This window comes from Aminobacter sp. Y103A, assembly GCF_030294925.1.
GTDB lineage: Bacteria > Pseudomonadota > Alphaproteobacteria > Rhizobiales > Rhizobiaceae > Aminobacter > Aminobacter ciceronei.
Map to the genome: position 1 here is coordinate 3108352 of NZ_AP017986.1, position 13081 is coordinate 3121432.

The window sequence follows — 13081 nt, forward strand, 5'->3', positions numbered from 1 at the left end:
GCAAGCACGTCTCCTGGAACCAGCGTCTCGCTACCAGGCGAATGTCAGGCCGGCGCGGCTGCCCACCGTGCCGTGGCGCGCGCCGACACCGATGCCGCCATGCAGGTGCAGATTGTCGTTGAAGCGCATGGCTGCGGTTCCGGCAAAGCCGTTCTCGCCCTCGAAGTTGACCCAGTTGATCGACATCGCGAAGTCCTTGTCGGAAGGCAACGTGCCGCCCGCCATCGCCAAGGCAATGGCGCTGCTGGCCTTTGCCGATGCTGCCGGAGAAGCTGTCCTCCAGCGCGGCGACGCGGCCGTCGAGCGAAGCGATCGTGTCCGGCCCGAAGTTCGACATCGCCAGATTGCCGCCGACCCCCATTTTGCTGCTGCCATGCTGATCTTCCCCAAGAGCGCGCACAGGTGGGGCAAATCAAACACAGTCTGGGAGTCGCGCATCCGGCAGATGCCGGATGAAATCTGCTTCGCAGCAGATTCAGCGGGTGCTCGAGCCGAGTGTTTTTGGAGTTTTCACCGGCGCCATCGCCGATGCCAGTCAGAGGCGCTCCCGCAGTTGCTTCAGCGGATACAGGTCACGCCGGCTCGCCTTCGACAATGCTGATACGCGGCCCGGCGTCGATCACCTTGGTCAGCCGGAAGCCGGATGCTGCGAACAGCGCCGCGAACTCGTCCCTGGTTCTTTCCTGTCCGCCGGGTACCGCCAGCATGTTGAGGTCGGCGAATTTGGCGCGCGCGCCTTCGTTCGGTGGCGCGAGAACAGCTTCGAGTACGACCAGCGTCCCATCCGGCCGGATTGCCCGCCGGCAGCTTTTCAGCACGGCGATCGAGCGCTCGTCGTCCCAGTCGTGCAATATCCATTTCATGACATGCGCATCGGCACCCTCCGGCACGGCAGCGAAGAAGTCGCCGCCGACCACCTCGCAGCGATCGGCGACCGACGCCGCACTGAGAACGGCACCGGCACCCTCGACCACCATCGGCTGGTCAAACAGGATGCCGCGCTGCGACGGATTGCGGGCAAGGATCGCCACCAGCAAGGCGCCCTGGCCGCCGCCGACATCCATGACGACGTCGAAGCTGCCGAAGTCGTAGGCCGCAAGCACCGCCGTAGCGACTGCCGGCACGAAGGACGACATTGCCCGGTCGAAGATCAGCGACTCCTCTGGATGATCGATGCGGTACTGCCAGACACCGGTGCCATGGGCATGCGCGAACGCGTTCTCGCCGGTGCGCACGCTGTGCAACAGCTCACCCCAGGCGTCGCGGTAGTAGGCTCGGCCAACCATGCGCGCCCAGGGTGCGACGGATTGCTCGGCATCCGAACGCAGCCCCGACCCAAGCATCGTCAGGGAAAACTGCCTCGTCGCCCCTTCATGGAGCACACCGACCGAAGCAAGCGCACGCAACAGGCGGTAGAGCGCCTGCGGGTGAGACCCGGTCGCAGCGGCGAGATCGTCGCTGGAGCGCGGTCCGTTCGTCAGTTCATCGGCAATGCCAAGGGTTGCGGCGACGCAGATCGCCTGGGACACCTGATACCCATTCACCATCTGCATGAGGTCTGCTGCGGCGGCTTTCTCGTCCATGACGGCGCCCTCTCACTGGCCGAGGCAAAGTACCAGCAGTGATGAAGCGCCGCAACGAAGCAAAGTGTTGCACGCGGCAAGAAATCGCCAACGGCTTTGTCGATCCTGCTGCCTTCTGCTCGTCGTGTTGGCAGACTAGGCTCAGACAATGGTGTCGGGCCTCATTGTGCGGGAGCAAACCAATGCGTTTCATGTTCGTGATCAAGGCCAGCAAGGACTCCGAAGCGGGCGTCATGCCCCCGGCGGAAATGATCTCAGCCATGGCCGACTATCACGGAGAACTGGCCAAGGCCGGTGTGCTGCTCGACGGCAGCGGCCTGCAGCCGAGCTCCAAGGGTTGGCGCATCACATGGTCTGGCGGCAAGAAGACCATCACTGATGGCCCCTTTGCCGAGACCAAGGAACTGATCGCCGGCTACACGATCATCCAGGTGAAGACGCGCGAGGAAGCGATGGAATGGGCCAACCGCTTTCCCAACCCGCAGATCGAGAACGGCCAGATCGAGGTGCGCCAGATGTTCGATCTCGAGGATTTCGAGCCCAGCGAAGGCATCGATCGCTTTCGCGAAATGGGCATCGCGCAAGACAGGCCATAGATGGCCGCAAACCATGGCCCTCCGCAGCCAACGATGCCGACCGACTTTGTTTCTGATGACAGCGTCGCCAGAAGCCGCGCGACGCACAGGGCCATCGAGACAGTGTTCCGCATGGAGCGGGCGCGGATCGTGGCGGCACTCACCCGGTTCACCCGCAGCGTCGACCTGGCGGAAGAGTTGGCCCAGGATGCCCTCATCGCGGCACTGCGCAACTGGCCCGTTTCAGGCATCCCGGACAAGCCTGGCGCCTGGCTGATCACTTCGGCCAGGCGCCGGGCCATCGACCATTTTCGGCGTGCCAAGATGGCAAACGGCAAACTCGCACTGCTGGGTATCGATGCCGACGTCGAGGCAATGGCCGAGCCAGAGGACGGGATGGGCGACGACATGCTCGGACTGATGTTCGTGTCCTGCCATCCGGTGCTTTCGCCCGACGCACGGGCGGCACTCACCTTGCGGTTGGTCGGTGGCCTGACCACGGAAGAGATCGCCCGCGCCTACCTAGTTTCCGAAGCAGCGATGGCGCAGCGCATCATCAGGGCCAAGCGCACTCTGTCGGACGCTTGCGTGCCGTTCGAGGTGCCTGCCGGCCAGGATCGCGCCGACCGGCTGAGCTCGGTGCTCGAAGTGCTCTATCTCGTCTTCAACGAAGGCTATTCCGCCACCCGCGGCGACGATTGGATGCGGCCACAACTCTGTCAGGAGGCGATGCGGCTGGGGCGGATGCTGGCGCTGCTTGCACCCAATGACACTGAAGTTCACGGCCTGGTCGCGTTGATGGAAATCCAGGCATCGCGCTTGCCGGCCCGCACCGATGCCGACGGCAAGCCGATCCTGCTGCTCGACCAGATCAGATCCCGTTGGGACCATCTGCTAATCAATCGCGGCCTTGCGGCACTCGCCAAGGCCGAAGCCATGCAGCAACCAGGCCCATACACGCTGCAGGCGGCGATCGCGGCCTGCCACGCCCGGGCGCACGCGGCCGAACAGACCAACTGGCCGCGCATCGCCGCTCTCTACGCGGCGCTGGCCGCGCTTGCGCCCTCGCCCGTGATCGAGCTGAACCGGGCCATGGCACTGGCGATGGCATTCGGTCCGGCAGCCGGACTGGAGCTCGCCGACCAGCTGATGCTGGAGCCGGCGCTGCGCAACTATCACCTGCTGCCAAGCGTGCGCGCAGACCTGCTGATGAAGCTCGGTCGCCTTGGCGAGGCGCTTGGCGAGTTCGAACGGGCGGCTGCACTAACCCAAAACGAGCGCGAGCGGGCCATGCTTGTGGAACGGGCGCAGGCCTGCCGGGCCGAGCTGGCCGGCAAGGCGAGGTGACGTCGCGGAGACAACCTAACCGGCTAGACCAGCTCGACCTCGACAACTCCCGGCACGGCGCGCATCGCCGAAGCGATCGACGGCGTGATGCGGTAGCGTTCGCGTAGCTCGATTTCGATCTCGCCCTCGGCCTCGCCCTTGAGCACGATGAAGCTTACCTCGCCTTCGCCGCGCACCGTCAGCTGGTTGGACAGCATGTTGAGCGGAGCCGCGTCGCGCACGAAGATGCGCAGCGTCTTCTGCACCCGGCTCGCTTCGTCCTCGAGCGACTGCACAGTCTGGATGCGCAGGTTGACGCCTTCGGGGCGATCCTCGGCGGCAACGGTGACGACCACCGATTTGCCGGGTTCACACAGGTCGCGATACTGCGCCAGCGTCTCCGAGAACATCACCGCTTCATACTGGCCCGAGACATCCGAGAACTGGACGATGCCCATCTTGTTGCCGGTCTTGGTCTTGCGTTCCTGCTTGGTGGTGACGGTACCGGCCAGACGCCCTGCGGTCGCACCACGCTTCACGGCAGCGGCAAAGTCGGCCCAGTTCTGGACGCGCATCTTCTCAAGTGCGGCCTTGTATTCGTCGAGCGGATGCGCCGAGAGGTAGAAGCCGACGACCTGGAATTCGCGATGCAGGCGATCGGCGGCAAGCCAGGCATCGGCGACCGGCAGGTGCAGCGACGGCGCCTGCCCTGAGGCAGCACTGCCGAAGATGTCGGACTGGCCAAGGGTGGCATTTTCGTGGGCGCGGGAGGCAAGGCCCATCATGCGCTCGATGCCCGCCATCATCGCCGCGCGCTCGTGGCCGAAACAGTCGAGCGCGCCGGCCATGATCAGGCTTTCAAAGACACGCTTGCCGACCAGCTTGGGGTCGATGCGCTCGCAGAAGTCGGCGAGGCTGGCGAAGGGCTTTTCCTGGCGCTTGGCAACAATGTGGTGCACCGCCGCCTCACCCACGCCTTTGATCGCGGCGAGCGAGTAGAAGATCTTCTTCTCGCCGACCTCGAAGTCGCGGAAGCTGGTCATAACCGATGGCGGCACGACGTCGATGCCGAGCCGCATCGCATCCTGGCGGAAGTCGTTCAGCTTGTCCGTGTTGGACATATCGTAGGTCATCGAGGCCGCGAGGAACTCGACCGGATAGTGTGCTTTCAGATACGCCGTCTGGTAGGAGACGATGGCGTAGGCTGCGGCGTGCGACTTATTGAAGCCGTAGTCGGCAAACTTGGCGAGCAGGTCGAAGATGGCGTTGGCCTGCGGTTTGCTGACCTTCTTGTCCATGGCACCGGTGACGAAGCGCTCGCGCTGCTTGTCCATCTCGGCGCGGATCTTCTTGCCCATGGCGCGGCGCAGCAGATCGGCTTCGCCGAGCGAATAGCCCGACAGCACCTGCGCGATCTGCATGACCTGCTCCTGGTAAACGATGACGCCTTGCGTCTCCTTCACCAGATAGTCGATCATCGGATGGATCGAGGCGATCTCCTCGTCACCATGCTTGCGGGCGTTGTAGGTCGGGATGTTCTCCATCGGGCCGGGGCGGTAGAGTGCCACCAGCGCGATGATGTCCTCGACCTGGTCGGGCTTCATGCCGATCAGCGCCTTGCGCATGCCGGCACTTTCAACCTGAAAGATGCCGACGGTCTCGCCGCGCGACAGCATGGCGTAGGTCAGCGGATCGTCGAGCGGGATCAGCGCGAGGTCGATGTCGACGCCCTTGCGGCTGATGAAATGCACCGCCTTTTGCAGCACCGTCAGCGTCTTCAGGCCGAGGAAGTCGAACTTCACCAGTCCGGCCTGCTCGACATATTTCATGTTGAACTGGGTGACCGGCATGTCCGAGCGCGGGTCTCGATACATCGGCACCAGTTCGGACAACGGGCGGTCACCGATGACAATGCCGGCGGCGTGCGTCGAGGCGTGGCGGTAGAGGCCCTCGAGCTTCTGTGCCATGTCGAGCAGCGTCTGCACGATCGGCTCGCGTTCTGCCTCCTCGGCAAAGCGCGGCTCGCCCTCGATCGCCTGGGCCAGCGTCACCGGATTGGCCGGGTTCTGCGGCACCATCTTGGTGAGCTTGTCGACCTGGCCATAAGGCATCTGCAGAACGCGGCCAACGTCGCGCAGCACGGCGCGCGCCTGCAGCGTACCGAAGGTGATGATCTGACCGACCTGGTCGCGACCATACTTGCCGACCACATAACGGATCACCTCTTCGCGGCGGTCCTGGCAGAAGTCGATGTCGAAGTCGGGCATCGAGACGCGGTCGGGGTTGAGGAAGCGCTCGAACAGCAGCGAGAAACGCAGCGGATCGACATCGGTGATGGTCAGCGCATAGGCAACCAGCGAGCCTGCACCTGAACCACGGCCGGGGCCGACCGGGATGCCCTGTTGCTTGCCCCATTTGATGAAGTCGGCAACGATCAGGAAGTAGCCCGGGAATTTCATTCGCTCGATGATGCCAAGCTCATATTCGAGCCGTTCCTGGTACTGTTCGGGCGTGTAGCCGGTCGACAGGCCACGCGTTTCCAGGCGCATCGCAAGACCTTCGCGAGCCTGGCGGGACAGTTCCGCCGCTTCGGCGGCAACCGCCGCGTCAGCATCGGCGATGTCGCCACCGGTGAATCGCGGCAGGATCGGATTGCGGTTCTTGGGATAGTAGGAACAGCGCCTGGCGATCTCGACGGTGTTGTCGATCGCCTCAGGCAGATCGGCAAAAAGCTCTGCCATCTCCTTCTGCGACTTGAGGAAATTGTCCGGCGTCAGCCTGCGGCGATTGTCCTCGGCGACGACCGAACCCTCGGCGATGGCAATGAGCGCGTCATGGGCCTCGAAGTCGGCACGCTTGGCGAAGAACGCCTCATTGGTGGCGACCAGCGGCAGATAGTGGCGATAGGCGAGTTCGATCGTTGCCGCCTCGATCATGCGGTCATAGCCGGCCAGACGCTCGAGTTCGACGTAAAGCCGATCGCCGAACATCTGCTTCAGGGTGAGCAGGCGGCTTTCGGCAATTGCCGTATGGTCGCTCTTGATCGCGGCACCGACCGGCCCGCGTGGGCCACCGGTCAGGCAGATAATACCGTCCGCTGCGGTGGCGAGCCAATCGAGCTTGGCGTGCACCGGTTCGCCGTTCGGGGTTTCGAGATAGAGCCGGCTGACCAGCCTGACAAGGTTGGCGTAGCCGGTCTCGGTCGCGGCAATCAGAACCACCGGAAACAGATCGAGTGCCTGCTTCCAGCCCTGGCCGCGTTGGGTGCTGTCGCCACCGTCTGCAAAGTCAACGTCGACCTGGCAAGCGATCAATGGCTGCACACCATCCTTGGTGGCCTTCTGGGCAAACTCCAGCGCGCCGAACAGGTTGTTGGTGTCGGCAACCGCGATGGCGGGCGCCTCGTCCTTGGCAGCGTGTCCGACGACCTTGTCGAGCTTCAGGGCACCTTCGAGCAGCGAATAGGCAGAGTGAACGCGCAGATGAATGAACATCCGGTCGGAAGTCTCTGGTTTTTCTGCCCTTATGAGCGCTTCACGCTTCAGGGGATCGCGTGGGAGCCTGTCACTCGACATCGAATCGTCTGCCATTTACCTGGAAATTCCGTGGCCATGTTCGGCCACGCCAGCCACCATGTCCATCCCGCAAGGGGTCGCGTCGGAAACCGCTTGTGGAGTATCTTGCCAACCGTCGTCCTGCGACGTTCAGGTGTCGCCTTGCCGGTTGCCTGCGGCGGCAAAACCTGAAACCTTGCCGACAACAAATTTTCCTCTGAGTAGATATAAGGACGATCGCCATGAAAACCCGCGCCGCCGTTGCTGTTGGAGCCGGAAAGCCGCTCGAGATCATGGAGGTGGACCTCGAGGGGCCGCGCGAGGGCGAGGTGCTGGTCGAGATCAAGGCGACCGGCATCTGCCACACCGACGAGTTCACGCTGTCGGGCGCCGATCCCGAAGGCATCTTCCCGGCCATTCTCGGCCATGAGGGTGCCGGCGTCGTCGTCGATGTCGGCAAGGGTGTCACCTCGCTCAAGAAGGGCGACCACGTCATTCCGCTCTACACGCCGGAATGCCGCTCCTGCCCGTCCTGCCTCAGCCGCAAGACCAACCTCTGCACCGCGATCCGCGCGACGCAAGGCCAGGGGCTGATGCCTGACGGCACCTCGCGCTTCTCGATCGGCAAGGACAAGATCTTCCATTATATGGGCTGCTCGACCTTCTCGAACTTCACCGTGCTGCCCGAGATCGCGCTCGCCAAGGTCAATCCGGACGCCCCCTTCGACAAGATCTGCTACATCGGCTGCGGCGTGACGACAGGCATCGGTGCGGTCATCAACACGGCACGCGTCGAGATCGGCTCGACGGCCATCGTCTTCGGCCTCGGCGGCATCGGCCTCAACGTGCTGCAGGGCCTCAGGCTTGCCGGTGCCGACATGATCATCGGCGTCGACATCAACAATGAGCGCAAGGCCTGGGGCGAAAAGTTCGGCATGACGCATTTCGTCAATCCGAAGGAGGTCGAGGGCGACATCGTTCCTTATCTGGTCAACATGACCAAGCGTGGTGCCGACCAGATCGGCGGTGCCGACTACACCTTCGACTGCACCGGCAACGTCAAGGTGATGCGCCAGGCACTCGAAGCATCACATCGCGGCTGGGGCGAGTCGATCGTCATCGGTGTCGCCGGCGCCGGCCAGGAGATTGCGACGCGGCCGTTCCAGCTGGTCACGGGCCGGACCTGGAAAGGCACCGCCTTTGGCGGCGCACGCGGCCGCACCGACGTGCCGAAGATCGTCGACTGGTACATGGAGGGCAAGATCCAGATCGACCCGATGATCACCCATACGCTGAAGCTCGAAGACATCAACAAGGGCTTCGACCTGATGCATGCAGGCGAAAGCATCCGCAGCGTGGTCGTCTACTGATGAGCGGCATCGCATATGAGATCGACGTAAGATCGCTCGACGAGCTGTCGCCGCGCGACCTCTATGCGATGCTGAAGATGCGTCTCGATGTCTTTGTCGTCGAGCAGAAATGCGCCTTTCCCGAGATGGACGGCAAGGATCCCGAGGCGCTGCACCTCAGGCTGCTTGCCGGCAAGGAATTGCTGGCCAGCACGCGCATCCTCGCCCCATCGGGCCATGACGATCCGGCCTATATCGGCCGGGTGGTGGTCTCTCCTGATCATCGCGGCAAGCGCCTCGGCAACAAGCTGATGGCCGAATCCATAGCCGCCTGCGAAAGGCTCTTTCCGGACCGGCCAATTGCGCTTTCGGCCCAAAGCCATCTCGAGAAATTCTACGCGTCCTTCGGCTTCGACACAGTGTCGGACGAATATCTCGAGGACGACATCCCGCATGTCGACATGCTCAGGCCTGTCCCGCGCGCAAGAGCCTGACGGGGCTTACTCCAGCCAGGTCGTGTCGAAGGCACCGGCTACATGCAGGTCGGTCGTCTCCAGCCGTCCAGGCCCGAGATTGGCGAATTTGTGCGGCGTGTTCGCCGGCGCCACCAGGATCTGCCCGGCCTCCGCTTCGATCGTCTCGTCGCCGACGGTAAACAACGCCCGGCCGACACGGACGATGAACACCTCCGGATAAGGATGGGTGTGCAGCTTCGGCCCGCCGCCGACCTTGTCGCTGCTGAAGAACACCACCGAGACATCGGCGCCGAAAGCGCCGCCCTGGAACTCGCCGTGCCAGGAATCGGGCTTTTCGGCCCATTGTTCGCGATTGATCAGATGTGCCATGCTCGGTCTCCGTTCGACGCGCCAGACCATAATCAAAGAACTGCCTTCCCGGAACCGTGCCTGAAATGACTGAAAATGCCCCTGTGATCTATGTCGATGCCGACGCCTGCCCGGTGAAGGACGAGGTGGTGAAGGTCGCCGAACGGCTGGACCTCGTCGTCACCTTCGTGTCAAACGGCGGCTTGCGCCCGTCGCGCGATCCGATGATCCGCAACGTCGTGGTCTCAAAGGGCGCCGACGCCGCCGACGACTGGATCGTCGAAAACGCGCGCGCCAACGACATCGTCATCACCGCCGACATCCCGCTCGCCGCGCGCACCGTGGCGCTTGGCGCCCATGTGCTCGGCCCGACCGGCAAGCCGTTCACGCCGGAGACCATCGGCATGGCGGTCGCCATGCGTGATCTGAAACAGCACCTGCGCGAAACCGGTGAAAGCAAGGGCTACAATGCCTCCTTCTCCGCCCAGGACCGCTCGCGCTTTCTCGGCGCGCTCGACCAGATGGCGCGAAGGGCTGTGAAGTCGGTGCAGGCACAATGAAGCCGTTCGGCCGCCATTTCATTTTCCTGGCAAGCGCCGGCATCGGGGTGGCAGCGCTCGCCGTGGCAATGCTGCTCCAGCATCCGCTCAGCTACAGCATCGCCGCCAATACGTTTTTCGCCACTTACATACTGCTTGTCCTGCGTGAAATGCCGCGACTGACGGCGGACTTCCTCAGCCGGCGCGCCCAGCAGGCCGACGAGCCGATCTGGATCATCTTCTTGGTGACCATCGGTATCGTCGTGGTCGCCGTCGGCTCGCTATTCGTGCTGATGAATGCCAAGCAGGTTCCGCATCCCTCCTGGCTGGCGTTTTCGCTGCTGTCGCTGCCGCTCGGCTGGCTGACCATCCACGCCATGGCGGCCCTGCACTACGCCCGCCTCTACTGGAAAGGCGACACCAAGGCCGATGCCGCGTCGACACGCAGCCGCAAGCCGGTCGGCGGCCTGATCTTTCCCGGCACAGAACGCCCCTGTGGCTGGGATTTTCTCTACTTCGCCGTGGTCATCGGCATGACGGCGCAGACCGCTGACACCAACATTTCGTCGACGCACATGCGCCAGGCAGCGCTTGTCCATTCGGTCCTGTCGTTCTTCTTCAACACCATCATCGTCGCCGCGGCCGTCAACCTGGTGGTCTCACTCGCAAGCTGATTTCACGCCGAAGTCACCGCCGCAGCGAAACAATTCCCGACGCCAAAGCGTAATCCTCTGCGAAAGGGCGTAAGATGACGCCCCCGCAATCGCCGATGCCACGGGAGATCGGGTGTTATGGAAAGCCAGGCGCACATGCTGCAGCAGGCGAATGACGCGAAAGCGTCAGGCACCCGCGGCGAACTCGTCTATCGGCAGACACGCTGGACACGCCTCACCCATTGGATCTGGGCAGTGTCGCTGTTTTTCCTGCTGCTGAGTGGTCTGCAGATCTTCAACGCCCACCCCGCGCTCTACATCGGCAAGCAGTCAGGCTTTGCTTTCAGCAACGACGTGCTGGTCATCGGTGCTGAAAATAGCCCAACGGGACCAGTCGGTTACACGACGATCCTGGGAAACAGATTCAACACGACGGGTGTGCTTGGCCTGTCGGGATCGGCCGCCAATCCAAACGGGCGCGCGTTTCCGGCATGGGCGACGATTCCATCCGGCCAGGATCTCGCCACCGGCCGCGTCGTGCATTTCTTCTTCGCCTGGGTGCTCTCAGGCACGTTGCTCGTCTGGCTCGTCGCCAGCGCCATCAACGGCCATCTGCGTCGCGATCTTGCGCCAAGCGTCAACGATCTGCGCAACCTGCCGAAGGACGTCGCCGACCACGCCAGGCTGAGGTTCCACCATAGCCGCAACTACAACACCTTGCAGAAGCTCGCCTATGGTGGCGTGCTGTTCGTGCTTCTGCCGCTGATGATCGTCACCGGGCTTGCCATGTCGCCGAGCATGAATGCAGCCGTGCCGTTCCTCGCCGACCTGTTGGGCGGACGCCAGACCGCGCGCACCATCCACTTCGTCACCATGGCGCTGCTCGTCGGCTTCTTCGTTGTCCACATGCTGATGATCCTGGCGGCGGGACCGATCAACGAACTGCGCTCGATCGTCACCGGCTGGTATCGCACCGACCCACCGCAACGCGACCGTCGCGAAGGGAGCGCCTGAGATGCCCAAGTTCCAGCTCAACCGCCGGCGCTTCCTCACAACAGCTACGCTCAGTGCATCGACACTTGCACTCTCCGGTTGCGACGCCTTCGATTTTCTCGCCGATCGCGACAACGGCGTGCGCAATGTCCTCGAGGGTGCCAACGACCTGACATACCGCGTCCAGCGGCTGCTCGCCGGCCGCGAGTCGCTGGCCCAGGAGTTCACCGAGGCCGACATTCGGCAGCCGCAACGCCCCAACGGCATCACTGCACCCGACGACAGTGTCTACAAATCCCTTCAGTCGGGCGACTTCGCCGACTGGCGGCTGGAGGTGACGGGCCTGGTCGAAAAGCCGCTATCGCTTACGCGCCAGCAACTGATGAACATGCCCTCGCGTACCCAGATCACCAGGCATGACTGCGTCGAGGGATGGAGCTGTATTGCCAAATGGACAGGCGTGCCGATGGCGCTCGTACTCGATGCCGCCGCGGTCAAGCCCAATGCCCGCTACGTCGTCTTCCACTGCCTCGACACCATCGAACGAAGCCTCTCGGGCGAAGTCAAATATTACGGCTCGATCGATCTGGTCGACGCGCGGCACCCGCAGACAATCCTCGCCTATGGCATGAACGGCATGCCGCTGCCGGTCGAAAACGGCGCACCGCTTAGGGTGCGTGTCGAACGACAGCTCGGCTACAAGATGCCGAAATACATCCACAAGATCGAGTTGGTCGACGGCTTCGGCGCCATGGGCCTTGGTAAGGGGGGCTATTGGGAAGACCGTGGCTACGACTGGTACGGCGGCATCTGACGGACGATCGCAAGCGCCATTGATAGTCACGCTTATTCAATAGCTTGACCGATTTTTCGTATCTTGCGGTTGCGCATCCGGGCTCGCTGGCCGATGCTCGCGGCATGCCGCCCAGACATTAGGCGGCCCAAATCCAACATACGACAGGAGGCCCTTCTGGTGTCCGACACCACGAACATCTATGAGCAGACACCCGATCTCGACACCATTGGCGGACGCCTGTCGCGTGCGCGCGAAGCAAGCGGCCTGAGTGCTTCGGAACTTGCCTGGCGCCTCGGGGTCAAGACCGCCACCATCAATGCCTGGGAGCGCGACCGCTCGCAGCCCGGGGCCCATCGCATCGCCAAGCTGGCCGGCCTGCTCGGCACCAGCATTTCCTGGATCCTGCACGGCATCGGTCCTGCGCCGCGCGAAGACGACCTGTCCGCCGCCTCGGTTTCGTTGCAGATGGAACGGCTGCTACGACTGCACCGCCAGACCGGCAACCTGATTGGCCAGCTCGAGCGCGACCTGCGCAAGCTGGAAAGTGCCGGGACCTGACCCGGACCACCCGGAAGTATTGGTTGGGACTATCCATCCGGTGAATAAGCACTGCGCGGACAGGTGACAAAGTGTCGTCGGTGGGATATTGACGACTCGTCTGGAGCCTTTGCGGGCTCCACCTGTTTGCGGGAGAGAGCAGCGAAAGCTGACGCCGAAGGGGAAATCGCCCGAAATCTCTCAGGCAAAAGAACCGTAAACAGGAAGGACACTCTGGAAAGTCGGGACCTTGGTCCCGCGCCGAAGGTGTAAGCGCTGCCGACAGAGTTCCGGAGCGCGAGTCTCTCAGGCTTCAGACAGAGGGGCACGGAATGGCTGCCACAAGCGGCTG

14 protein-coding genes and 1 riboswitch are annotated in these 13081 nt (G+C 63.2%); of the genes, 10 read left to right on the forward strand and 4 right to left on the reverse strand.

Annotated elements, in window-relative coordinates:
• Positions 1-30: 30 nt before the first annotated feature.
• A complete protein-coding gene (locus tag Amn_RS15205) occupies positions 31-186 on the reverse strand; it encodes a YadA-like family protein (protein ID WP_185910125.1) in 156 nt (51 codons plus the stop codon).
• Here Amn_RS15205 and Amn_RS15210 point away from each other — a divergent pair.
• Positions 176-601: a hypothetical protein gene (locus Amn_RS15210; RefSeq protein ID WP_286290125.1), complete on the forward strand. Its 426-nt coding sequence runs from the start codon at positions 176-178 to the stop codon at positions 599-601. The genes Amn_RS15205 and Amn_RS15210 overlap by 11 nt on opposite strands.
• Here the strand turns inward: Amn_RS15210 and Amn_RS15215 are convergent.
• A complete protein-coding gene (locus tag Amn_RS15215; RefSeq protein ID WP_286290127.1) occupies positions 573-1583 on the reverse strand; it encodes a methyltransferase in 1011 nt (336 codons plus the stop codon). The two genes, Amn_RS15210 and Amn_RS15215, sit on opposite strands and share 29 nt — an antisense overlap.
• Before the next feature lie 182 nt (positions 1584-1765).
• Between Amn_RS15215 and Amn_RS15220 the strand changes: the two genes are divergently transcribed.
• Together Amn_RS15220 and Amn_RS15225 are read left to right on the forward strand one after the other, a co-directional pair.
• A complete protein-coding gene (locus Amn_RS15220) occupies positions 1766-2179 on the forward strand; it encodes a YciI family protein (protein WP_192316289.1) in 414 nt (137 codons plus the stop codon).
• Positions 2180-2212: 33 nt separating this feature from the next.
• Entirely contained in the window at positions 2213-3505 is a 1293-nt protein-coding gene (locus Amn_RS15225) for an RNA polymerase sigma factor (protein WP_286290130.1), read from the forward strand.
• A gap of 23 nt (positions 3506-3528) precedes the next feature.
• Here the strand turns inward: Amn_RS15225 and dnaE are convergent, their stop codons facing one another.
• A complete protein-coding gene (gene dnaE, locus Amn_RS15230) occupies positions 3529-6978 on the reverse strand; it encodes a DNA polymerase III subunit alpha (protein ID WP_185910123.1) in 3450 nt (1149 codons plus the stop codon).
• Between the two features lie 302 nt (positions 6979-7280).
• Here dnaE and Amn_RS15235 point away from each other — a divergent pair, with 302 nt between their 5' ends.
• Entirely contained in the window at positions 7281-8408 is a 1128-nt protein-coding gene (locus Amn_RS15235; protein WP_286290132.1) for an S-(hydroxymethyl)glutathione dehydrogenase/class III alcohol dehydrogenase, read from the forward strand.
• Positions 8408-8881, forward strand: a complete 474-nt coding sequence (locus tag Amn_RS15240) for a GNAT family N-acetyltransferase (protein WP_286290134.1) — start codon at positions 8408-8410, stop codon at positions 8879-8881. Before Amn_RS15235 ends, Amn_RS15240 begins: the two co-directional genes overlap by 1 nt.
• 6 nt (positions 8882-8887) lie before the next feature.
• On the opposite strand, the gene Amn_RS15245 is transcribed toward Amn_RS15240, so the two are convergent.
• Positions 8888-9232: a cupin domain-containing protein gene (locus tag Amn_RS15245; protein WP_067966498.1), complete on the reverse strand. Its 345-nt coding sequence runs from the start codon at positions 9230-9232 to the stop codon at positions 8888-8890.
• A 65-nt stretch (positions 9233-9297) separates the two neighbouring features.
• Here Amn_RS15245 and Amn_RS15250 point away from each other — a divergent pair, with 65 nt between their 5' ends.
• The 5 genes from Amn_RS15250 to Amn_RS15270 all read left to right on the forward strand — a co-directional run bounded on the left by Amn_RS15250 (position 9298) and on the right by Amn_RS15270 (position 12750).
• Complete coding sequence (locus Amn_RS15250) at positions 9298-9771, forward strand: YaiI/YqxD family protein (protein ID WP_067961755.1); 474 nt, start codon at positions 9298-9300, stop codon at positions 9769-9771.
• The gene (locus Amn_RS15255; protein ID WP_067961752.1) at positions 9768-10424 is read left to right on the forward strand and encodes a DUF1345 domain-containing protein; all 657 of its coding nucleotides are present in this window, start codon (positions 9768-9770) and stop codon (positions 10422-10424) included. Before Amn_RS15250 ends, Amn_RS15255 begins: the two co-directional genes overlap by 4 nt.
• A gap of 117 nt (positions 10425-10541) precedes the next feature.
• Entirely contained in the window at positions 10542-11417 is an 876-nt protein-coding gene (locus Amn_RS15260) for a cytochrome b/b6 domain-containing protein (protein ID WP_083948573.1), read from the forward strand.
• Position 11418: 1 nt separating this feature from the next.
• On the forward strand, positions 11419-12210 hold the full coding sequence (locus Amn_RS15265) for a molybdopterin-binding protein (RefSeq protein WP_067961750.1): 792 nt from the start codon (positions 11419-11421) through the stop codon (positions 12208-12210).
• A 159-nt stretch (positions 12211-12369) separates the two neighbouring features.
• Complete coding sequence (locus tag Amn_RS15270) at positions 12370-12750, forward strand: helix-turn-helix domain-containing protein (protein WP_067961748.1); 381 nt, start codon at positions 12370-12372, stop codon at positions 12748-12750.
• A gap of 119 nt (positions 12751-12869) precedes the next feature.
• Positions 12870-12956: riboswitch (glycine riboswitch) on the forward strand.
• Positions 12957-13081 lie beyond the last annotated feature (125 nt).